Annotated in this window: 21 protein-coding genes and 1 tRNA gene; 1 reads left to right on the top strand and 21 read right to left on the bottom strand. The window is 61.9% G+C overall.

Annotated elements, in window-relative coordinates:
- Nucleotides 1-49: 49 nt before the first annotated feature.
- Together ACSQ3O_RS07825 and ACSQ3O_RS07820 are read right to left on the bottom strand one after the other, a co-directional pair.
- On the bottom strand, nt 50-763 hold the full coding sequence (locus ACSQ3O_RS07825) for an ABC transporter ATP-binding protein (protein WP_436138428.1): 714 nt from the start codon (nt 761-763) through the stop codon (nt 50-52).
- Nucleotides 763-1,533: an ABC transporter ATP-binding protein gene (locus ACSQ3O_RS07820; protein WP_137746276.1), complete on the bottom strand. Its 771-nt coding sequence runs from the start codon at nt 1,531-1,533 to the stop codon at nt 763-765. Before ACSQ3O_RS07820 ends, ACSQ3O_RS07825 begins: the two co-directional genes overlap by 1 nt.
- 348 nt (nt 1,534-1,881) lie before the next feature.
- Between ACSQ3O_RS07820 and ACSQ3O_RS07815 the strand changes: the two genes are divergently transcribed.
- Nucleotides 1,882-3,729: an ABC transporter transmembrane domain-containing protein gene (locus tag ACSQ3O_RS07815; RefSeq protein WP_436138427.1), complete on the top strand. Its 1,848-nt coding sequence runs from the start codon at nt 1,882-1,884 to the stop codon at nt 3,727-3,729.
- Between the two features lie 132 nt (nt 3,730-3,861).
- Here ACSQ3O_RS07815 and ACSQ3O_RS07810 read toward each other — a convergent pair whose 3' ends face one another.
- The 19 genes from ACSQ3O_RS07810 to tpiA form a co-directional block, all read right to left on the bottom strand.
- Nucleotides 3,862-4,344, bottom strand: coding sequence for a DUF1178 family protein (locus tag ACSQ3O_RS07810; RefSeq protein ID WP_436138426.1), 483 nt, complete (start codon nt 4,342-4,344; stop codon nt 3,862-3,864).
- A gap of 33 nt (nt 4,345-4,377) precedes the next feature.
- A complete protein-coding gene (locus ACSQ3O_RS07805) occupies nt 4,378-4,686 on the bottom strand; it encodes a DUF2818 family protein (protein WP_298448662.1) in 309 nt (102 codons plus the stop codon).
- Between the two features lie 86 nt (nt 4,687-4,772).
- Nucleotides 4,773-6,266 carry an NADH-quinone oxidoreductase subunit NuoN gene (gene nuoN, locus ACSQ3O_RS07800; RefSeq protein WP_137746272.1) on the bottom strand — a complete coding sequence of 498 codons (1,494 nt, stop codon included), beginning with the start codon at nt 6,264-6,266 and terminating at the stop codon, nt 4,773-4,775.
- A gap of 24 nt (nt 6,267-6,290) precedes the next feature.
- Nucleotides 6,291-7,766, bottom strand: coding sequence for an NADH-quinone oxidoreductase subunit M (locus ACSQ3O_RS07795; protein ID WP_298448665.1), 1,476 nt, complete (start codon nt 7,764-7,766; stop codon nt 6,291-6,293).
- Nucleotides 7,767-7,778: 12 nt separating this feature from the next.
- Nucleotides 7,779-9,824, bottom strand: a complete 2,046-nt coding sequence (gene nuoL, locus ACSQ3O_RS07790; RefSeq protein WP_436138425.1) for an NADH-quinone oxidoreductase subunit L — start codon at nt 9,822-9,824, stop codon at nt 7,779-7,781.
- Between the two features lie 31 nt (nt 9,825-9,855).
- Entirely contained in the window at nt 9,856-10,164 is a 309-nt protein-coding gene (gene nuoK, locus ACSQ3O_RS07785; protein WP_005793248.1) for an NADH-quinone oxidoreductase subunit NuoK, read from the bottom strand.
- A complete protein-coding gene (locus ACSQ3O_RS07780) occupies nt 10,161-10,829 on the bottom strand; it encodes an NADH-quinone oxidoreductase subunit J (RefSeq protein ID WP_137746269.1) in 669 nt (222 codons plus the stop codon). The genes nuoK and ACSQ3O_RS07780 overlap by 4 nt, the downstream gene beginning before the upstream one ends.
- A gap of 50 nt (nt 10,830-10,879) precedes the next feature.
- Nucleotides 10,880-11,392, bottom strand: coding sequence for an NADH-quinone oxidoreductase subunit NuoI (gene nuoI / locus ACSQ3O_RS07775; protein ID WP_137746268.1), 513 nt, complete (start codon nt 11,390-11,392; stop codon nt 10,880-10,882).
- A gap of 14 nt (nt 11,393-11,406) precedes the next feature.
- A complete protein-coding gene (gene nuoH, locus ACSQ3O_RS07770) occupies nt 11,407-12,489 on the bottom strand; it encodes an NADH-quinone oxidoreductase subunit NuoH (protein ID WP_298448671.1) in 1,083 nt (360 codons plus the stop codon).
- Nucleotides 12,486-14,618: an NADH-quinone oxidoreductase subunit NuoG gene (gene nuoG / locus ACSQ3O_RS07765; protein ID WP_436138424.1), complete on the bottom strand. Its 2,133-nt coding sequence runs from the start codon at nt 14,616-14,618 to the stop codon at nt 12,486-12,488. Before nuoG ends, nuoH begins: the two co-directional genes overlap by 4 nt.
- Before the next feature lie 14 nt (nt 14,619-14,632).
- A complete protein-coding gene (gene nuoF, locus ACSQ3O_RS07760) occupies nt 14,633-15,988 on the bottom strand; it encodes an NADH-quinone oxidoreductase subunit NuoF (RefSeq protein ID WP_436138423.1) in 1,356 nt (451 codons plus the stop codon).
- Nucleotides 15,985-16,497 carry an NADH-quinone oxidoreductase subunit NuoE gene (gene nuoE / locus ACSQ3O_RS07755; RefSeq protein WP_436138422.1) on the bottom strand — a complete coding sequence of 171 codons (513 nt, stop codon included), beginning with the start codon at nt 16,495-16,497 and terminating at the stop codon, nt 15,985-15,987. The genes nuoF and nuoE overlap by 4 nt, the downstream gene beginning before the upstream one ends.
- On the bottom strand, nt 16,494-17,747 hold the full coding sequence (locus ACSQ3O_RS07750) for an NADH-quinone oxidoreductase subunit D (RefSeq protein ID WP_137746263.1): 1,254 nt from the start codon (nt 17,745-17,747) through the stop codon (nt 16,494-16,496). Before ACSQ3O_RS07750 ends, nuoE begins: the two co-directional genes overlap by 4 nt.
- Before the next feature lie 27 nt (nt 17,748-17,774).
- Nucleotides 17,775-18,383: an NADH-quinone oxidoreductase subunit C gene (locus ACSQ3O_RS07745; RefSeq protein WP_436138421.1), complete on the bottom strand. Its 609-nt coding sequence runs from the start codon at nt 18,381-18,383 to the stop codon at nt 17,775-17,777.
- A 10-nt stretch (nt 18,384-18,393) separates the two neighbouring features.
- Entirely contained in the window at nt 18,394-18,873 is a 480-nt protein-coding gene (locus ACSQ3O_RS07740; RefSeq protein ID WP_007849129.1) for a NuoB/complex I 20 kDa subunit family protein, read from the bottom strand.
- A gap of 25 nt (nt 18,874-18,898) precedes the next feature.
- Complete coding sequence (locus ACSQ3O_RS07735) at nt 18,899-19,258, bottom strand: NADH-quinone oxidoreductase subunit A (RefSeq protein ID WP_124513227.1); 360 nt, start codon at nt 19,256-19,258, stop codon at nt 18,899-18,901.
- A gap of 73 nt (nt 19,259-19,331) precedes the next feature.
- Nucleotides 19,332-19,416: transfer RNA gene (locus ACSQ3O_RS07730), tRNA-Leu, on the bottom strand.
- Nucleotides 19,417-19,530: 114 nt separating this feature from the next.
- Nucleotides 19,531-19,890, bottom strand: coding sequence for a preprotein translocase subunit SecG (gene secG / locus ACSQ3O_RS07725; protein WP_436138420.1), 360 nt, complete (start codon nt 19,888-19,890; stop codon nt 19,531-19,533).
- Nucleotides 19,891-19,926: 36 nt separating this feature from the next.
- Entirely contained in the window at nt 19,927-20,676 is a 750-nt protein-coding gene (gene tpiA, locus ACSQ3O_RS07720; RefSeq protein ID WP_436138419.1) for a triose-phosphate isomerase, read from the bottom strand.

The raw sequence follows: 20,676 nt of genomic DNA, 5'->3' as shown, positions 1-20,676 counted from the left end.
CCTGTAGGTGTGGTGGAAGAAAACGGTGGGGAAAGAGTGTGGGCGTGTCTCAGACGCCCAGCAGTTCGTTGAGCACAGGCATCTTGGCTTCAAGCTCGGCAGCCCCGAACTTCTCCACGATGCGCCCGTGTTCCATCACGTAGAAGCGGTCGGCCAGCGGCGCGGCAAAGCGGAAGTTCTGCTCGACCATGACCACGGTGTAGCCCTTTTCGCGCAGCATCTTGATCATGCGGGCCAGGGCCTGCACGATGACAGGCGCCAGGCCCTCGGAGATTTCGTCGAGCAGCAGCAGGTTGGCGCCGGTGCGCAGAATGCGGGCCACGGCCAGCATCTGCTGCTCGCCGCCCGACAGGCGTGTGCCCTGGCTGTTCTTGCGCTCAGCCAGATTGGGGAACATGGCATAGATTTCCTGCACCGACATGCCGGCTTTTCCGGTCTTGAGCGCCGGTGGCAGCAGCAGGTTCTCTTCACACGACAAGCTGGAAAAAATGCCGCGCTCTTCGGGGCAGTAGCCCACGCCCAGGTGGGCGATGCGGTGCGTGGGCATGTTCACGGTTTCCACGCCGTTGATCTTGACCGAGCCCTTGCGCGCGCCGGTCAGGCCCATGATGGCGCGCATGGTGGTGGTGCGGCCTGCGCCGTTGCGGCCCAGCAGCGTGACCACCTCGCCGGGCTGCACGACGATGTCCACGCCGTGCAGCACATGCGATTCGCCGTACCAGGCTTCGAGGTTCTTGATTTCGAGTGCGGGAGCGGCAGCCATCAATGCGCTCCTTGGAGTTGGCCGTCTGTCGTGCCCATGTAGGCTTCCATCACTTGCGGGTTGTTCGAGACTTCTGCATAGGGCCCTTCAGCCAGCACTGCGCCACGCTGCAGCACGGTGATGCGGTCCGCAATGGTGGAGACGACCTTCATGTTGTGCTCCACCATCAGGATGGTGCGACCGGCAGAGACCTTCTTGATGAGCTGGGTGACGCGGTCCACGTCCTCGTGGCCCATGCCCTGCGTGGGCTCGTCGAGCAGCATCAACTCGGGCTCCATCGACAGCGTGGTGGCGATCTCCAGCGCGCGCTTGCGGCCATAGGGCAGGTTCACGGTGACCTCGTCGGCCAGGTCTTCCAGGCCCACCTCGGTCAGCAGTTGCATGGCGCGGTCATCCAGTTGGCTCAGGGTGCGTTCACTGCGCCAGAAATGGAACGAGGTGCCGAGTTTGCGCTGCAGGCCCAGGCGCACGTTCTCCATCAGCGTGAGGTGGGGAAACACCGCCGAGATCTGGAACGAACGAATCACGCCGCGCCGGGCAATCTGCGCGGGCTGTTCCCGCGTGATGTCGTGCCCGTTGAAGCGGATGAGCCCCGAGGTGGGTTCCAGGAACTTGGTCAGCAGGTTGAAGCAGGTGGTCTTGCCTGCGCCATTGGGGCCGATCAGCGCATGGATGGAGCCCCGGCGCACCGCCAGGTTCACATCGCTCACGGCAGTGAAGCCCTTGAACTCTTTGGTCAGGCTTTTGGTTTCAAGAATGACGTCGCTCATTGCGCCTTGGCCGCTCCGTAGGGTGCTGAGGAAGGGAGCCTTGCAACAAGGTCTCCACGTGTGTGGGTCTCGGCGCATCGTATGTCCCCCTACCCTGCGGTAGATACTGGGACTAATGCCTATGTATAAATGCCTACGTAGCGGTCGCCCGCCGTGCAGGCACGCCACCGGCGACAGGCCTGCACCGCAGGCCAGCGCTCAATCCAGCGGCTCACACGGTGGGCTGGCGATGCAGATCGCTGCGGCCCGTGCGTGCGACGCATCACTGACTTTTTGCTGACAGCGCTCCGGGGCTCGGCAAACCCTTGCCCCGGTGGCACCTGCTCTGACCGGGCCTACACTGCCACCATGGCATCCACCCCCTCCTCCACCCCGGCACGCAGGGCACCCCGCTCGTTAACCGGCCTGCTCCCGTTTTTGCGCCCCTACCGCATACGCATCCTGCTGTCAGGGGTCTTCCTGGTGCTGGCGGCTCTGGCCACGCTGGCGTTTCCTGTGGCGCTGCGCGGCCTGGTCGATGGGGGTCTGGTGGGGGGCGCAGCCGCTGACAAGGGCGCTCAGGCCATGGCGTTGCGGGGCCATTTCGAGGCGCTGTTCGCCGTTGCCGTTGCCTTGGGGGTGTTTTCTGCGGCACGCTTTTACATGGTGAGCTGGCTGGGCGAGCGGGTGACCGCCGACCTGCGCAATGCCGTGTACAGCCATGTGCTGCGGCAAAGCCCGCAGTTTTTTGAAACTACGCAGACCGGGGAAGTGTTGTCCCGCCTCACAGCCGACACGACCCTGGTGCAGGCTGTGGTCGGGTCCTCGCTGTCGATGGGCCTGCGCAATGCGGTGATGGGCATCGGTGCGCTGGCCATGCTGGTGTGGACCAATCCCTATGTCATGTCGGTCGTGCTGTTGGCGGTGGTGTTGGTGGTCTTGCCCACCATGTGGATCGGTCGGCGCGTGCGGAGTTTGTCGCGCGACAGCCAGGACCGTGTGGCCGACTCCAGCGCCATCGCGGCCGAGGTGCTGAACGCCGTGCCGGTGGTGCAAAGCCACGCCGCCGAACCCCGCGAGACGGCCCGCTTCATGCGCGCCACCGAGAACGCCTTCCAGGCCGCCATCCAGCGCACCCGCGCACGGGCCGTGCTGGTCGCCTTCATCATCATTGCCAATGCCGCCCTGCTGCTGTGGGGGCTGTACCGTGGCACCGAGGCCGTGCTGGCAGGCCAGATGAGTGCAGGCCACCTGGGGCAGACCGTGGTCTATGTGATCCTGCTGGCGGGTGCCGTGGCGGTGCTGGGGGAGGTGTACGGAGACCTGCTACGCGCTGCGGGCGCCACCGAAAGGCTGATGGAACTGCTGGGAAGCCGCTCCCCCGTGGCAGACCCCGCAACGCCCCGGCCCTTGCCCACGTCGGGCCAGGGCCTGGAGGTGCAGTTTGACGATGTGTGGTTTCACTATCCATCGCGCCCGGAGCAGGCCGCGCTGCATGGCTTTTCGCTGCACCTGGCCCCCGGGGAAACCGTGGCCCTGGTGGGCTCCAGCGGTGCGGGCAAGACCACAGTGTTCCAGTTGCTGCAGCGGTTTTATGACGTGGATGCCACGACCCCACCCAGCCCTATCGGTACACCGGAGCCCAGGCGCGGGCGCATCCTGCTCAACGGAGTGGACATCCGCGACGTCGCGCTCGACACCCTGCGCGCCCACACCGGGACGGTGCCACAGGACGCCGTGATCTTTTCGACCTCGGCCATGGACAACATCCGCTATGGGCGCCCCGAAGCCACGGACGACGAGGTACTGGCCGCCGCCCGTGCCGCGTTTGCGCATGACTTCATCACGGCCCTGCCCGAAGGTTATGCCACCTTCCTGGGCGAACGTGGCGTGCGGCTGTCAGGCGGACAGCGCCAGCGCATCGCGATTGCACGCGCCATGCTCAAGAACCCGCCGCTGCTGCTGCTGGACGAAGCCACCAGCGCCCTCGATGCCGAGAGCGAACGCATGGTGCAGGCGGCCCTTGACACCGCCATGCAACGCCACACCGGGCGCCGCACCACGCTGGTCATTGCACACCGGCTGGCCACGGTGCAGAACGCAGATCGCATCGTGGTGCTGGACCATGGGCGCATCGTGGAACAAGGCACCCACGCCAGCCTGCTGGCACTGGGCGGGGTCTACGCCCGGCTGGCGGCGCTGCAATTCGCAGCGTGAGGCAGGCAGAGCGGCGTGGAGCAGCGTTCAAATACTACAAAAACAATAGCATTAAAGTCATACAGGTCGCGCGCAGAAGGGCAAAAAAGGCAGAAATCCAGGCCCCTCCTGCCCCGCCCCAACCCATGCAAGCTACTGCAGAGTTTCTTTGGCAGCCGCTGGCAGCGGCAAAGGCATCACGGCAATGCCCTCTTCCAGCAGCTGTACCGCCTCGTCGGGCGTGGCTTGGCCCCGGATGGCGCGCTCTTCCACCTCACCATGGTGCATGCGCCGGGCTTCCTGCGCAAAACGCGAACCCACGTCTTCCGTGTTGGCCACCACCTTGCGAGCCAGTTCCAGCCACGCAGCCTGCAAGGCCGGGGGCAGCATGGCTGCCTCCGACGCTGCAACGCTATGGGTACCTTGAGGCGCGGAAGGGGTGACGGCTTCGGGGGCTGCTGGTGCCCGGGCGCCCAGGTTCAGGCGCGGGGCGCTGAGCCGTTTTTCGATGTGGTCGTCACCACACAGTGGGCATTGCACCAAGCCCCGCTGCTTCTGGCCCTGAAAGTCGTCCTCGGAGCCAAACCAGCCCTCGAAGACATGGCCTTGGCGACATTGGAGGTCCAGCACCTTCATGGCAACTAGCGTGTAGAGGCCGTTCCGCTTGGCTCAACCGTGGTGGCGCCGCAGCAGGTAGCGGTACACAAAACCGGGAAACGCAAAGGTCAGGAACATGGTGCCGGTGATGGCATAGAACTCCCAACCCTGGGGAGCAATCTGACCGGCCCGGCGCTCCAGCAGCAGGGCCAGCGCACCGACCACAAAGTAGAGCGCGATAAGCTCCATCAACCGCCCCACCAGCGGCTTGGCGGGCGCAGCCACCGGCCCCGCCACCAGCCAGCGCTGGTTGACAAAAGGCAGGTTGGCAGCAACGAAGGCCGCCACGATGATGAGCCAGACCGATCCGGTGAGCGACACGGAAGAACGAGCCGGTGACCGGTCAGCGACCGAAGGGGACAAAAGCAGCGCGCTGCTGCAGCATCAGCATGTCGGCCGCATCCAGATCAGGTTGCCAGCGCGCGCACCACGGCGTCTGCGCACAGCGCCATCAGGCCACCGGGCAACAGGCCCAGCACCAGGACCAGGGCGCCATTGATGGTCAACACCACACGCACATCCACGGGGGCAGACACATTGGTGGCCGTCAGCGGAGCATCAAAGTACATGACCTTGACCACACGCAGGTAGTAGAAGGCGCCGATCAGCGACATGATGACGGCGAACACGGCCATGGCGATGTACAGGCTCTGGCCGGAGGCCACCAAGGCCTGCAGCACCGACAGCTTGGCGTAGAAGCCCACCATCGGGGGGATACCGGCCATCGAGAACAGGCACACGGCCATCACGCCGGCGTACAGCGGGCTGCGCTGGTTCAGGCCGGCGAAGTCGGAGATTTCTTCGCTCTCGAAGCCTTCACGCGCCAGCAGCAGGATCACGCCGAAGGCGGCCAGCGTGGTCAGCACATAGGTCACCACGTAGAACATGGACGCGCTGTAGGCGTTCTCGACCGCCGTGGCATCGACATTGCCATTGACCACACCCGACATCAGGCCCAGCAGCACAAAACCCATCTGCGAAATGGTGGAGTAAGCCAGCATGCGCTTGAGGTTGGTCTGCGCAATGGCAGCCAGGTTACCCACTAGCAGCGAACCGATCGCCAACACCGCCAGCATCTGCTGCCAGTCGATCGCCAGGGGCAGCAGGCCATCGACCAGCAGGCGGATGGTGATCGCGAATGCCGCCAGCTTGGGCGCGCCACCGATCATCAGCGTGATGGCTGTGGGAGCGCCCTGGTACACGTCAGGAATCCACATGTGGAAAGGCACCACGCCAAGCTTGAACGCCAGACCCGCCACCACAAACACGAGGCCAAACACCAGCACCTGGTGCTTGATCTGACCGGAGTTGACGGCCTTGAAGACCTGGCCGATATCGAGCGAACCGGTGGCGCCGTAGACCATGGACAGGCCATACAACAGGAAACCGCTGGCCATGGCACCAAGCACGAAATACTTCATGGCCGCTTCGGTGGCTGTGGCGTTGTCGCGGCGCAGAGCCACGAGTGCGTAGCTCGACAGCGTGAGCAGTTCCAGGCCCAGGTAGATCACCAGGAAGTTGTTGCCGGAGATCATGATGAACATGCCCAGCAGCGCAAACATCGACAGCGTGAACATCTCGCCGCCGCGCATCATGTCGCGGTCCGCCGCGTAGGGACGGCCATAGACCAGCGTGATCATCATGGCCACGGTGGCAAAGCACTTGAGCCAGTTGCCCATTGCATCGCTCACCACCATGTTGCCAAAACCGTAGAAGGTGTTGCCGCTGCTGGCGTACATGGCCTGCAAGGCAGCCACCACGGCCAGCGTGAGCATGGTCAGCACATAGGTGCCGGTGCGGCGTGCGCTGTGAACACCCAGATCGACCAGCGCGATCACGCAGGCCATGGTCAACAGCACGATTTCGGGGTAAATCGCGAGCCAGCTGATGTTGTCAATCATCTCGAATCTCTCAGTTCAGTCTGGTCAGTTCAGCTTCGTCAGCGCGACATGCTTGAGCAGTTCCGCGACCGAGGTGTCCATCACGTCCGTGAAGGGGCGTGGGTACAGGCCCATGGCCAGCACGGCAATCGCCAGCAGCGACATCACCAGGAACTCGCGGCTGTTGATGTCGGTGAGTTCCTTGACGTGGTCGTTGGCCACAGGGCCCAGGTACACGCGCTTGAACATCCACAGCGTGTAGGCGGCTCCGAAGATCAGTGCCGTGGCCGAAGCTAGGCCGATCCAGAAGTTGGCCTTGGTCGCGCCCAGGATCACCATCCACTCGCCCACAAAACCGGCCGTGCCCGGTAGGCCACAGTTGGCCATGGCGAACAGCAGCGCGAAGGCCGTGAAGTTGGGCATGGTGTTGACCACGCCACCGTAGGCAGCGATCTCACGCGAATGCACGCGGTCGTACAGCACACCGATGGACAGGAACATCGCGCCCGACACGAAGCCGTGGGCAATCATCTGCACCAGGCCGCCAGACACACCCAGATCGTTGAAGATAAAGAAGCCCAGGGTCACGAAGCCCATGTGGGCCACGGACGAATACGCCACCAGCTTCTTCATGTCCTTCTGGACCATGGCCACCAGGCCCACGTAGATCACGGCGATCAGCGACAGCGCAATCATCAGCCAGGCCCACTCACGGGCGGCATCAGGGGCGATAGGCATCGAGAAGCGCAGGAAACCATAAGCACCCAGCTTCAGCATGATCGCCGCCAGTACGGCGGAGCCGCCGGTAGGCGCTTCCACGTGCACGTCGGGCAGCCAGGTGTGCACCGGCCACATGGGGACCTTCACAGCAAACGCAGCGAAGAACGCGAAGAACAGCATGGTCTGTGCGCGGCGGCTCAGAGGCAACTGGTGCCAGGTCGCGATGTCAAAGCTGCCGCCCGACTGGTTGTACAGGTAGATCAGCGCGATCAGCATCAGCAGCGAGCCGAGCAGCGTGTACAGGAAGAACTTGAACGCCGCGTAGATCTTGTTGGGGCCGCCCCAGATACCGATGATCAGGTACATCGGGATCAGCGTGGCTTCGAAGAAAACGTAGAACAGGATGCCGTCGAGCGCGCTGAACACGCCAATCATCAGACCCGAGAGGATCAGGAACGCGCCCATGTACTGGTTCACGCGCTCGGTGATGGCCTCCCACGAGGCGATCACCACGATCACCGTGATGAACGCGGTGAGCGGTACAAACCAGAACGAAATGCCGTCCACCCCCAGGTGGTAGTGCACATTGAAGCGCTCGATCCAGGAGGCCTTCTCGACAAACTGCATGGCTGCAGTGCCCAGCTTGAAGCCGTCATACAAAGGCAGCGTGACCAGGAAACCCAGCAGCGCCCCCAGCAACGCCAGCCAGCGCACGGCGCGTGCGTGCTCATCCCGACCAATGGCCAGCAGCAGCACACCGAAGGCAATCGGTGTCCAGATTGCAAGACTCAACAGACCCATTTGTTGTTTTCCTTATTTGATGAGCTGCAGGAACGTGTCGCCCCAGACGAACCAGGTCATCAGTGCAAAGACACCCAGAATCATCACCAGCGCGTAGTGGAAGACAAAGCCGGACTGCACCCAGCGGACCACACCGGAGACTCCGCGCACAAGCTTCCAGGAGCCGTTCACCAGGGCGCCGTCAATAATGGCTTGATCGCCCCCCTTCCAGAGGCCGACACCCAATGCCCGTGCACCACGGGCCAGGATGTTCTCGTTGATCCAGTCCAGGTAGTACTTGTTCTCGAACAACGTGTAGATGGGCATGCAGATGCGCTTTATCGCAGCGGGCAGCGCCGGATTCACCATGTACATGTAGTACGACAGCGCCACACCAGCCACAGCCAACCAGAACGGGGCCGTCTGCAAACCGTGCACCGCCATGGCTACGGGGCCGTGGAAGATTTCTGCCAGCTTGGCCATCGCAGGGTGCTTGGCAGCATCCACAAAGATCACATCCTTGAAGAAGTCACCGAACAGCATGGGCTGGATGAACATGAAGCCCACCACCACCGAAGGGATGGCCAGCAGCACCAGGGGTACCGTCACCACCCAGGGCGACTCGTGTGGCTTGGCATCATGACCGTGGTGGTCATCATGACCATGGTGATCGTCGTGGTGAGCATCAGGATTCTGGTCGTAACGCTCCTTGCCGTGGAAGACCAAGAAGTACATGCGGAACGAGTAGAACGCCGTGATGAACACACCCGCAAGCACGGCAAAGTGCGCGAAGCCCGCTGCAGGAAGGTGGCTGAAGTGCACCGCCTCAATGATGCTGTCCTTGGAATAGAAGCCCGAGAACAGCGGCGTACCGATCAGCGCCAGCGAACCCAGCAACGAGGTGATCCAGGTGATGGGCATGTACTTGCGCACGCCGCCCATCCAGCGGATGTCCTGGTTGTGGTGCATGCCCATGATGACCGAGCCAGCGCCGAGGAACAGCAGCGCCTTGAAGAACGCGTGGGTCATCAGGTGGAACACGGCGACCGAGTAGGCCGAGGCACCCAGCGCCACAGTCATGTAGCCCAGCTGCGACAGCGTGGAATACGCCACCACGCGCTTGATGTCGTTCTGAATGATGCCCAGGAAGCCCATGAACAGCGCCGTGATGGCACCAATCACCAGGATGAAGTTGAGCGCGGTATCCGACAGCTCGAACAGCGGCGACATGCGGGACACCATGAAGATGCCTGCGGTCACCATGGTGGCCGCGTGGATCAGTGCCGAGATGGGGGTCGGGCCTTCCATCGAATCGGGCAGCCAGACGTGCAGCGGAAACTGGGCGGACTTGCCCATGGCGCCAATGAACAGGCAGATGCAGATCACGGTGATCAGCATCCAGCTGGTGCCTGGGAACGACAGCGCACCGAGTTCACCAGCCTTGGCAAAGATTTCGCTGTAATTCAACGTGCCGGTGTAGGCGGCAATCAGGCCGATGCCCAGGATGAAGCCAAAGTCCCCCACGCGGTTGACCAGAAAAGCCTTCATGTTGGCGAAGATCGCCGTGGGCTTGTTGAACCAGAAGCCGATCAGCAGGTAGGACACCAGGCCCACAGCTTCCCAGCCGAAGAACAGCTGCAGCAGGTTGTTGCTCATGACCAGCATGAGCATGGAGAAGGTGAACAGCGAGATGTAGGCAAAGAAGCGGTTGTAGCCGTCGTCTTCTTCCATGTAGCCAATGGTGTAGATGTGCACCATCAACGACACGAAGGTCACCACCACCATCATCATGGCTGTGAGGCTGTCGATCAGGAAACCCACTTCCATCTTCAGGCCACCCACCACCATCCAGGTGTAGAGCGTCTCATTGAAGCGAGCGCCATCCACGGCAACGCTCTTGAGCGTCATGGCCGAAAGGATGAAAGCGACGAGCACGCCCAGAATCGTCAGCGTGTGGCTCAGGCGGCGGCCGATCCAGTTGCCGCCAAAGGTTGTGCCGAAGATGCCGGCCAGCAAAGCGCCCGCCAGCGGGGCCAGCGGCACGGCCAGGAGCGTTGAAGCAGAGAGGGTTTGACTCATTCTTGAGAACCTTGCGAATACGGGTGGCTCATCAACCCTTGAGGGTGTTGAGGTCTTCCGCGTTGATGCTGGACTTGTTGCGGAACAGCAGCACCAGAATGGCCAGGCCGATGGCCGACTCGGCCGCGGCCACCGTCAGGATGAAGAACACGAACACCTGTCCGTGCATGTCACCCAGGTAGTGCGAGAACGCCACGAAGTTCATGTTCACGGCGAGCAGCATCAGCTCGATCGCCATCAGCAGCACGATCAGGTTCTTGCGGTTCAGGAAGATGCCGATCACGGCCAGCGCGAACAACATGGCCCCCAGAGAGAGGAAATGGCCCAAAGTCAGCGTCATGCTTTTTTCTCCTCGGCAACAGGTTCGGCAGGCGCTTCTGGCCCAGCTTTCTGGGTTGCTGCCACCTTCACAACCTCCAGACGATCGCTCGCACGCACCCGAACTTGCAGCGAAGGATTGATGGCCTTGCTGTCCTTGCGCTGGCGCAGCGTCAGCGCAATGGCCGCGATCATGGCGACCAGCAGAATCACGGCCGCAATCTCAACGGGGTACAGGTATTCGGTATAGAGCAGCTTGCCCAGCGCCTTGGTGTTGGAGTACTGAACCACCTGGCCAGCGGCATCCACGGCAGCAGCAACTGCCTTGGGCTCGTCCATGCTGCGGAAACCACCCATCAACACAGCAGCCATTTCGAGGGCGATCAGTGCACCCACCGTCGCGGCCAAGGGAAAGTGCTTCCAGAAGCCTTTGCGCACGGTATCAATGTGGATGTCCAGCATCATCACCACGAACAGGAACAGCACCATCACCGCGCCCAGATACACCAGCACCAGGGCAATGGCCAGGAACTCCGCCTTGAGCAGCAACCACACGGCTGCGGCCTGCGAGAAAGCAAGGATGAGATAGAGCACTGCATGCACGGGATTGCGCGCAGTGATCACCCGGAAGGCTGCAAACAGCAGCACAACCGAGAAGAGGTAGAAGAAACCGGTCTTGGCGTCCATGAATCGGGTCTTTATAGAAAGTCTGGCAAAAAAGCTGCGCTCAGCACCGCTCAGCGGTACTTGGCATCCGCAGCCTTGGCCGCCGCGATTTCACCTTCGTACCGGTCGCCCACGGCGAGGAGCATGTCTTTCGTGAAATACAGGTCGCCACGTTTTTCACCGTGGTATTCGAAGATGTGCGTCTCGACAATCGAATCCACCGGGCAACTCTCTTCGCAAAAGCCGCAGAAGATGCACTTGGTCAGGTCGATGTCGTAGCGCGTGGTGCGGCGCGAGCCATCTTCACGCACGTCCGATTCAATGGTGATGGCCATGGCGGGGCACACGGCCTCGCACAGCTTGCAGGCAATGCAGCGCTCTTCACCGTTTTCATAGCGGCGCAGTGCATGCAGGCCGCGGAAACGAGGCGACAGAGGTGTTTTTTCTTCCGGGAACTGGACAGTCACCTTGCGGCGGAAGGCGTACCGACCGGTCAGGGCCATGCCCTTGACCAGCTCCACGAGCATGAAGCTCTTGAAGAAATCTTTGAACGAAAAAGGTGCAGCAGCAACAACGGCAGTCATTTGTGTGTCCCCGCTTATTTCCAGATGTTCCAGGGCGAGAGCAGCCACCCGCCCACGAAGAGCAGGTAGACCAGCGTCACCGGGATGAAGATCTTCCAGCCCAGACGCATGATCTGGTCATAGCGGAAGCGTGGGAAGGTGGCGCGGATCCAGATGAACATGGACACCACGAGGAAGGTCTTGAGCCCCAGCCAGATCCAGCCAGGGATCCAGTTGAACAGCGCGCTGTCGATGGGCGACAGCCAACCGCCCAAGAACATGAGCGCGGCCAGGATGGACACAAGCCACATGCTGGCGTATTCCGCCAGGAAGAAGATGGCAAAGCCCATGCCCGAGTACTCGACCATGTGACCGGCCACGATTTCGGCTTCGCCTTCGACCACGTCGAAGGGATGGCGGTTGGTTTCAGCAACGCCGGAGATCAGGTACACCAGGAAGATGGGCAGCAGGGGCAGCCAGTTCCACGACAGGAACACCAGGCCCTTGTCGGCAGCCATGCCCTTGCCCTGCGACATCACGATTTCAGTCAGGTTCATGCTGCCCGACACCATGATCACCACCAGGAAGCAGAAGCCCATGGCGATTTCGTAGCTCACCATCTGTGCTGAAGCACGCAGTGCACCCAAAAAGGCGTACTTGGAGTTCGATGCCCAGCCAGCGATGATCACGCCGTACACCTCGATGGAAGTGATAGCCATCACGAGCAGCAAGCCGGCGTTCACGTTGGCCAGCGCGACATCGGGACCAAAGGGAATCGCGACCCAGGCTGCCAACGCCGGCATGATGGCCATGACTGGACCCAGCACGAACAGGCCCTTGCTTGCAGCGGTGGGCTGAATGATTTCCTTGGTCAGCAGCTTGAGCGCATCGGCAATCGGTTGCAGCAGCCCCATGGGGCCCACGCGGTTGGGGCCATGGCGCACTTGCATGAAACCCAGCAGCTTGCGCTCCCACAAGGTGAGGTAAGCCACTGCGCCCATCAGGGGCGCCAGGATGCAGACGATCTTGATCAGGATCCAGAGTACCGGCCAGACGATACCGGTCCACCAGCCAAAGGAGAGCAGGTTCAGGCCCGCGTTGTAGATCGCGTCGATCATGCGGCCACTCCTTCACGTGCCATGCGCGCGTCGGCAGTGAGCTGCAGCGACGTGGAGCGGCGCACCAGGCCGTCCAATTGATAGATGGAAGCCACCACGGGCTCGCCTGTTGTGGCTACCGCTGCGGGCACCGCCTTCACTGCATTCGACAGCTGTGCAGCCGGCAATTGCGTGACCGAACCCGCTGGGGCATTCGTAGCGCGGGCCAGCACGTCCTGCGAGGTTTCGAAATCGAAGCCAGACACGCCCAGCAGGTTGGCCAGCACTCGCAGGACCTTCCAGGCGGGGCGGGTATCGCCCAGGGGTCGCACCACGGCATGGAAACTCTGAAGACGCCCTTCGGCATTGACAAAGCTGCCCGAAGTTTCGGTGAACGGAGCAATTGGCAACAGAACGTCACTGAACTCCATGTTGGCCTTGAAGGGGCTCATGGTCACCACCATGTCAGCACCAGACAGCGCAGCAGCGGCGCTGGCACCGGCAGCCGAGTCATGTACCGGCTCGGTGTTGAGCAGCACAGCCGCCTTCAGACCACCGGAGAGCATCTGACCCGCATTCAAACCACCGTCGACAGGATGAGCGCCCGCGAACTGTGCGCCCACCGTATTGGCGGCTTCCGTCAGGTAGCCCACGGAAGCTCCCGTGTTCTCGCCAATCCAGTTGGCCAGCGCCAGGAGTTGCGTCGCCTGCGCGTGGTGCGCGGCAGCATTGCCCAGCAACACGGCCTTGCGTTCGCCACCGAGCAGCGAGCTGGCGATGGCATGGGTCGCTTCCGTGGCTGCGGTCGCGCCTTGCGGAGCGGCAACACCCTTTTCCTGGGCGATGGCTGCAGCGATGCCGCCCAGCGTGTGCAGCCATTCGCTCGCATCCTGGGCGACGAACGATTGCACGGGCATGGCCCAGTCGTAGGCCATGGCCGCGATGGCGCTGACCTGGCCGCCATGGCGCGCGGCCTGGCGGATGCGCTGCGCGAACAGCGGATGGTCCTTGCGCAGGTTGGAGCCCACGACCAGAACACGCTGCAGCGTGGACAGCGAAGCGATCGATGTGCCGAGCCAGCGGATGCCTTCAGGGGCAGCGAATTGGGCGTTGCGCAGACGGTAGTCGATGTTGTCGCTGCCGATGCCGCGCACAAAGGCGCTGGCAAGGTACAGCTCTTCCACGGTGCTGTGCGGGCTCACCAAGGCACCGATGCTGTTGGCGCCGTGGTCGTTCTTGATGTTCTTGAGGCCGTTGGCCACGTACTCGAGCGCCGTCTGCCAGTCGACTTCCTTCCACACCCCGCCCTGCTTGAGCATGGGCTGGGTCAGGCGGTCGTCGCTGTTGAGCGACTCGTACGAGAAGCGGTCGCGGTCGGCGATCCAGCATTCGTTCACGGCTTCGTTCTCCAGCGGAACGACGCGCATGACCTTGTGGTTCTTGACCTGGACGATCAGGTTCGAGCCGGTGGAGTCGTGCGGGCTGACGGAGCGGCGGCGCGACAGTTCCCAGGTGCGGGCGCTGTAGCGGAACGGCTTGCTGGTCAGGGCACCCACAGGGCAGATGTCGATCATGTTGCCCGACAGCTCGGAGTCGATCGTGTCGCCCACCACGGTGGTGATCTCGGAGTGTTCGCCCCGATGGATCATCCCGAGCTCCATCACGCCGGCCACTTCCTGGCCGAAGCGCACGCAGCGGGTGCAGTGGATGCAGCGGCTCATTTCCTGCATGGAAATCAGCGGACCCACGTCCTTGACGGGCACCACGCGCTTTTCCTCTTCGTAGCGCGAGGAAGAGCCGCCGTAGCCCACGGCCAGATCCTGCAGCTGGCACTCACCGCCCTGGTCGCAGATCGGGCAATCCAGCGGGTGGTTGATCAGCAGGAATTCCATGACCGACTGCTGGGCCTTGATGGCCTTGTCGCTCTTGGTGCGCACGATCATGCCCTGCGTGACCGGCGTGGCGCAGGCGGGCATGGGCTTGGGAGCCTTCTCCACGTCCACCAGGCACATGCGGCAGTTGGCGGCGATCGAGAGCTTCTTGTGGTAGCAGAAATGCGGAATGTAGGTGCCTGCCTTTTCAGCTGCATGCATCACCATGCAGCCTTCGGCGACTTCCACTTTCTGACCGTCCAGTTCAATTTCAACCATATGTCTTCTCGCGATCAGGCGGAGGTCGCGGCCTGGGAGGCGTTGTTCCGGATCAGTCCTTCAAACTCGGGACGGAAATGCTTGATCATGGCGCGCACCGGCATCGCGGCAGCGTCGCCCAGCGCGCAGATCGTGCGGCCCTGGATGTTGTCTGCCACCGAATTGAGCAGGTCCAGGTCGCCCGTGCGGCCCTGGTTGTGCTGGATGCGGTCGATCACGCGCCACATCCAGCCCGTGCCTTCGCGGCAGGGCGTGCATTGGCCGCAGGATTCGTGCGAGTAGAAGTACGACAGGCGCAGCAGGCTCTCGACCATGCTGCGGGAATCGTCCATCACGATGACGGCGCCCGAGCCCAGCATGGAGCCGGCCTTGGCGATGGAGTCGTAGTCCATCGTGCATTCCATGATGATGGACGCTGGCAGCACCGGGGCGGACGAGCCGCCGGGGATCACCGCCTTGAGCTGGCGGCCCTTGCGCACGCCACCGGCGAGTTCAAGCAGCTTCGCGAACGGCGTGCCCAGTGGAACTTCGTAGTTGCCAGGCTTTTCCACGTCGCCCGAGACCGAGAAGATCTTGGTGCCGCCGTTGTTGGGCTTGCCGCATTCAAGGTAGGCAGCCCCGCCATTGCGGATGATCCACGGCACGGCCGCGAAGGTCTCGGTGTTGTTGATGGTGGTGGGCTTGCCGTACAGGCCAAAGCTGGCCGGGAACGGCGGCTTGAAGCGCGGTTGGCCCTTCTTGCCTTCCAGCGATTCGAGCAGAGCTGTCTCTTCGCCGCAGATGTACGCACCGAAGCCGTGTGCGGCATGCAGCTGGAAGCTGAAATTGCTGCCCAGGATCTTGTCGCCCAGGTAGCCGGCGGCGCGCGCCTCTTCGAGCGCTTCCTCGAAGCGGTCGTAGGTCTGGAAGATTTCGCCGTGGATGTAGTTGTAGCCCACGGAGATGCCCATCGCGTAGGCCGCGATGATCATGCCTTCGATGACGATGTGCGGGTTGAACTGCAGGATGTCGCGGTCCTTGCAGGTGCCTGGCTCGCCCTCGTCGGAGTTGCACACCAGGTACTTCTGGCCGGGGAACGAGCGGGGCATGAAGCTCCACTTGAGACCGGTGGGGAAGCCTGCGCCGCCGCGGCCGCGCAGGCCCGATTCCTTGACGGTGGCGATCACCTGGTCCTGGGTGAGGCCCTCGCCTTCACCCTGCGCCAGGATCTTGCGCAGCGCGGCATAGCCGCCACGTGCTTCGTAGTCCTTGATGCTCCAGTTCGTGCCATCGAGGCCCGCGTAGATCTGTGGGTTGATGTGGCGGTCATGAAAGCAGGTCTGGACGCCGGTGGCCTGGAACTGCGAGAGGATCTGTGCGGCGGTGGTCATGCTTGTCCTTCCGCTGCCTTGAGGCCATCGACGAGCTGATCGAGCTTGTCGTTGTCCATGAAGCTGCACATGGTGCGGTCGTTGACCAGCATCACGGGTGCGTCGGCGCAAGCGCCCAGGCATTCGCACTGCTGGAGCGTGAACAGGCCGTCGGGCGTGGTCTCGCCCATGGTCACGCCGAGCTTCTTCTCGAGGTGGTGCAACGCCTTCTGGCCGTCGCGCAGCTGGCAAGGCAGGTTGGTGCAGACGTTGAGCTTGTACTTGCCCGTCGGCTGCTGGTTGTACATGTTGTAGAACGTGGTGACTTCGTGCACCGCGATCTGGGCCATGCCCAGGTAGTCGGCGATCACGGCCTCGCTCTCGACACTGACCCAGCCCTGCTCCTGCTGCACGATGGACAGGCAAGCCATCACGGCGGATTGCGCCTGCTCGGCCGGGTACTTGGCCACTTCGCGCGCAAAACGGGCGAGCGTGGCGTCAGTGATCTTGGTATTGCTGTTGTTGCTCATCGGTCGATCTCTCCGAACACGATATCCATGGTGCCGATGATGGCTACCGCGTCGGCAATCATGTGACCCCGGGCCATTTCATCCAATGTGGCCAGATGTGCAAAGCCGGGCGCACGAATCTTCAAGCGATAGGGCTTGTTGGCGCCATCGCTCACCAGGTAGATGCCGAACTCGCCCTTAGGGTGCTCGACGGCCGCGTAGGCTTCGCCTTCAGGCACGTGGAAGCCTTCGGTAAACAGCTTGAAGTGGTGGATCAGCTCTTCCATGTTGGACTTCATGGATTCACGTGCCGGTGCAGCCACCTTGTGGTTGTCCGTGATCACGGGGCCGGGGTTGGCACGCAGCCAGTCCACGCACTGCTTGATGATGCGATTGGACTCGCGCATCTCCTGCACACGCACCAGATAGCGGTCATAGCAGTCCCCCGTCTTGCCCACAGGCACGTCGAAGTCCATGCGGTCATAGACGTCGTAGGGCTGGGTCTTGCGCAGGTCCCAAGCGATACCGGAGCCGCGAATCATGGGGCCGGTCATGCCCAGGTTGAGCGCGCGCTCGGGCGGCACCACGCCGATCCCGACAGTGCGCTGCTTCCAGATGCGATTGTCGGTGAGCAGCGTCTCATACTCATCCACGCAACCAGGGAAGCGCTTGGTGAAGTCATCGATGAAATCGAGCAGCGAGCCTTGGCGGTTCTGATTCAGAGCCTCCAGCGCCTTGGCGTTCTTGATCTTGCTGACCTTGTACTGCGGCATCGAGTCCGGCAAGTCGCGGTACACACCACCGGGACGAAAGTACGCCGCGTGCATGCGCGCGCCCGAAACAGCCTCGTACATGTCGAACAGGTCTTCACGCTCGCGGAAGGTGTAGATGAGGATCGTGGAGCTGCCGCAGTCGTTGCCGTGCGAACCCAGCCACATCAGGTGGTTCAGCAAGCGCGTGATCTCGGAAAACATCACACGGATGTACTGCGCACGCACGGGCACTTCCAGGCCGAGCAGCTTTTCGATGGCCAAGCAGTAAGCATGCTCGTTGGACATCATCGACACATAGTCCAGACGGTCCATGTAGGGCAACGACTGGATGTAGGTCTTGTGCTCGGCCAGCTTTTCGGTAGCGCGGTGCAGCAGGCCGATGTGCGGGTCGGCACGCTGGACGACTTCGCCATCCAGCTCCAGCACCAAGCGCAGCACGCCGTGCGCTGCAGGGTGCTGCGGACCAAAGTTCAGGGAATAGTTCTTGATTTCAGCCATGATGGTTCACATAGGGCGACGAGCGCCTTAGTGCAGGCCTCCGTACTTGTCTTCGCGGATGATGCGCGGCGTGATTTCACGCGGCTCGATCGACACAGGCTCATAGACCACCCGACGCTGCTCGGCGTCGTAGCGCATCTCGACATGGCCCGAGAGTGGGAAGTCTTTGCGGAACGGGTGACCAATGAAACCGTAGTCAGTCAGGATGCGACGCAAGTCGTTGTGACCATCGAACACGATGCCAAACAGATCAAACGCCTCACGTTCGTACCAATTGGCTGAATTCCACAGATCAGACACCGATGCCACCACAGGAAAATCATCGTCAGCGCAGAACACCTTCACCCGCACGCGCTGATTGAGACTCACCGACAAAAGGTGCGACACCACGCAGTAGCGAGCGCCTTCATTCACCACATCGCCGTAAGCGGAGTAATCCACACCGCACAGATCCACCAATTGCTCAAAGCGGCAGCCCTCGGCGTCGCGCAACAGACGCATGGAATCCAGGTAGTCTGCAGCAGACACCACCACCGTGACCTCGTCCAGGGCCACTGTGATCTGACGCACCTTGGCGCCCAGCGCGGCAGCAATGTTGTCTTTGAGTTTCTCAGGCCGAATGGCAACAGCAGTCATCATCAACCCTTCAGACACGAGCAATGGTGTTGGTGCGGCGAATCTTCTGCTGCAACTGGATGATCCCGTAGATCAGCGCTTCTGCTGTAGGGGGGCAACCAGGCACATATACATCCACAGGCACGATGCGATCGCACCCACGCACCACAGAATAACTGTAGTGGTAGTAGCCACCGCCGTTGGCACACGAGCCCATCGACAGCACCCACCGAGGCTCCGACATCTGGTCGTACACCTTACGCAGCGCAGGCGCCATTTTGTTGCACAGCGTGCCCGCCACAATCATCAGATCGGACTGGCGAGGGCTGGCGCGGAAAACCTCGGCGCCGAAACGGCCGATGTCATAGCGAGCAGCCGCCGCGTGCATCATCTCCACAGCACAGCAGGCCAAACCAAAAGTCATCGGCCACAGGGAACCGGTCTTGGCCCAATTCACCACAGAGTCGTAACTCGTGGTGATGAAGCCTTCCTTCATCACGCCTTCAATCATTGCATCGATCCTTGTTGAAGCCCGCTCATTCCCAGTCCAGGGCACCCTTTTTCCACTCGTAGGCAAAACCCACGACCAGGATGGCCAAGAAGATCACAACAGCCACAAAACCGGCCATGCCCACTTCATGCAGCGTCACCGCCCAAGGGAAGAGGAATGCGATTTCGAGGTCGAACAGAATGAAGAGAATGGCCACGAGGTAGTAGCGCACGTCGAACTTCATGCGCGCATCCTCGAAGGCTTCAAAGCCACATTCGTAGGGGGAGTTCTTTGCGGCATCCGGGCGATTGGGGCCCAGTATGTAGCCGAGTACGAGGGGGACAACGCCGACGGCGATGCCAACCAAGATGAACAAAAGGACGGGGAGGTACTGATCGAGGTTCATCTTGAGGATGTGCTCACCGCTGTGGCCTTGCCCGACATGAGCCCGGATGGGTCATGCGGGGAGGCCTTTGTTTTGGTGCCGTCGGCGAGACTCGAACTCGCACAGCTTTCGCCACTACCCCCTCAAGATAGCGTGTCTACCAATTTCACCACGACGGCTGGTTGCTGCGTCTGGATGGCATGAGGAACCTTGCGGTTTTGGCTTTCCAGACAATCCGGAATTCTACTCCGGAAAAACCCTGCTTCAGCTTGCAGGACCCAAATTAGTGCAGATTATTTGGTCGGGATCTGTGCAGCGCCCGATGCAGGCACGGCAGGTGTCACTGCGGCATCCGGAGCGGCTGCAGGCGCCACAGCCGCAGGGGCCTCAAGCACGCTGCCCGAGCTGGCGGGACGAGCGTTGCCAAAGTAGGCCAGCGCCAAAGTACACACAAAAAAGACCGCAGCCAGCACACCCGTCGTACGGGACAGAAAGTTGGCGCTGCCGCTGGCACCGAACAGGCTGCCAGAACTGCCACTGCCGAATGCAGCCCCCATGTCGGCCCCCTTGCCGTGCTGGATGAGGATCAGACCAATCATCACCAGGGCTGCCAACATCTGCACCGCCAAAATCACATTCACGATCACGTTCATTCTCTGTTCACTCCTGATTGAATAACTTCGGCAGCCTCAACGGGCTGCCGCAATGATTTGCAAAAAGTCGGCCGCCTTCAACGAGGCGCCACCCACCAATCCACCATCAATGTCCGGCTGAGCCAGCAGCTGCGCCGCATTGGCGGCATTCATGCTGCCGCCATAGAGTAGACGGATGCGGTCGGCATGTTCGCTGGCTGCCGAGAGCTGCGCACGCAGCACGGCATGGACAGCCTGCGCCTGCTCTGGCGATGCCGTGCGGCCCGTGCCAATGGCCCAGACTGGCTCGTACGCCACTACGATCTCGCTGATGCAATGGCCATTGAGGTGGATCACAGCCGCGAGCTGGCGCTTGACGACAGCTTCGGTCTGACCCGCTTCGCGCTCTTGCAAGGTTTCCCCCACACAAACGATGGGCGTGACTCCGGCCGCCAGGGCACGCTGCGCCTTCTCCGCCACCACCACGTCGGTTTCGCCGTGGTACTGACGGCGCTCCGAGTGCCCGACCAAGGCATAGCGCACACCAAACTCCTTGAGCATGGCCACGGAGACTTCGCCGGTATAGGCACCCGATTCGTTCCGAGACACATCCTGCGCCGCGACTGCAACCACCGTTCCAGCGGCGAGCATTTGCACCTGCGCCAGATAAGGCGTGGGCACAGCGACCGCCACGTCGCACGCCACATCACCCAGACCAGCAACAAGCGCCTTCAGCAAAGCCTCGTTGGCGGCCAGACCGCCGTTCATCTTCCAGTTGCCTGCGATGAGTTTTTTCTTGTTGTTCAT

This window comes from Acidovorax sp. LjRoot74, from assembly GCF_964254355.1.
GTDB lineage: Bacteria > Pseudomonadota > Gammaproteobacteria > Burkholderiales > Burkholderiaceae_C > Acidovorax.
The sequence above is the reverse complement of the archived record's forward strand: the minus strand, read 5'-3'. Positions and strand labels throughout refer to the sequence as shown.

Bases quoted from the DNA above. Each gene is read 5' to 3' on its own strand.
- ACSQ3O_RS07815 (WP_436138427.1), top strand. From the start codon at position 1,882: ATGGCATCCACCCCCTCCTCCACCCCGGCACGCAGGGCACCCCGCTCG.
- nuoE (WP_436138422.1), bottom strand. From the start codon at position 16,497: ATGAGCAACAACAGCAATACCAAGATCACTGACGCCACGCTCGCCCGT.
- ACSQ3O_RS07735 (WP_124513227.1), bottom strand. From the start codon at position 19,258: ATGAACCTCGATCAGTACCTCCCCGTCCTTTTGTTCATCTTGGTTGGC.
- ACSQ3O_RS07825 (WP_436138428.1), bottom strand. From the start codon at position 763: ATGGCTGCCGCTCCCGCACTCGAAATCAAGAACCTCGAAGCCTGGTAC.
- nuoI (WP_137746268.1), bottom strand. From the start codon at position 11,392: ATGACTGCCGTTGTTGCTGCTGCACCTTTTTCGTTCAAAGATTTCTTC.
- ACSQ3O_RS07745 (WP_436138421.1), bottom strand. From the start codon at position 18,383: ATGACTGCTGTTGCCATTCGGCCTGAGAAACTCAAAGACAACATTGCT.
- nuoF (WP_436138423.1), bottom strand. From the start codon at position 15,988: ATGACCACCGCCGCACAGATCCTCTCGCAGTTCCAGGCCACCGGCGTC.
- ACSQ3O_RS07740 (WP_007849129.1), bottom strand. From the start codon at position 18,873: ATGATTGAAGGCGTGATGAAGGAAGGCTTCATCACCACGAGTTACGAC.
- ACSQ3O_RS07810 (WP_436138426.1), bottom strand. From the start codon at position 4,344: ATGAAGGTGCTGGACCTCCAATGTCGCCAAGGCCATGTCTTCGAGGGC.
- ACSQ3O_RS07820 (WP_137746276.1), bottom strand. From the start codon at position 1,533: ATGAGCGACGTCATTCTTGAAACCAAAAGCCTGACCAAAGAGTTCAAG.
- tpiA (WP_436138419.1), bottom strand. From the start codon at position 20,676: ATGAACAACAAGAAAAAACTCATCGCAGGCAACTGGAAGATGAACGGC.
- nuoG (WP_436138424.1), bottom strand. From the start codon at position 14,618: ATGGTTGAAATTGAACTGGACGGTCAGAAAGTGGAAGTCGCCGAAGGC.
- nuoL (WP_436138425.1), bottom strand. From the start codon at position 9,824: ATGAGTCAAACCCTCTCTGCTTCAACGCTCCTGGCCGTGCCGCTGGCC.
- nuoH (WP_298448671.1), bottom strand. From the start codon at position 12,489: ATGATCGACGCGATCTACAACGCGGGCCTGAACCTGCTCTCCTTTGGC.
- ACSQ3O_RS07795 (WP_298448665.1), bottom strand. From the start codon at position 7,766: ATGGGTCTGTTGAGTCTTGCAATCTGGACACCGATTGCCTTCGGTGTG.
- ACSQ3O_RS07780 (WP_137746269.1), bottom strand. From the start codon at position 10,829: ATGGACGCCAAGACCGGTTTCTTCTACCTCTTCTCGGTTGTGCTGCTG.
- secG (WP_436138420.1), bottom strand. From the start codon at position 19,890: ATGAACGTGATCGTGAATGTGATTTTGGCGGTGCAGATGTTGGCAGCC.
- ACSQ3O_RS07750 (WP_137746263.1), bottom strand. From the start codon at position 17,747: ATGGCTGAAATCAAGAACTATTCCCTGAACTTTGGTCCGCAGCACCCT.
- nuoK (WP_005793248.1), bottom strand. From the start codon at position 10,164: ATGACGCTGACTTTGGGCCATTTCCTCTCTCTGGGGGCCATGTTGTTC.
- nuoN (WP_137746272.1), bottom strand. From the start codon at position 6,266: ATGATTGACAACATCAGCTGGCTCGCGATTTACCCCGAAATCGTGCTG.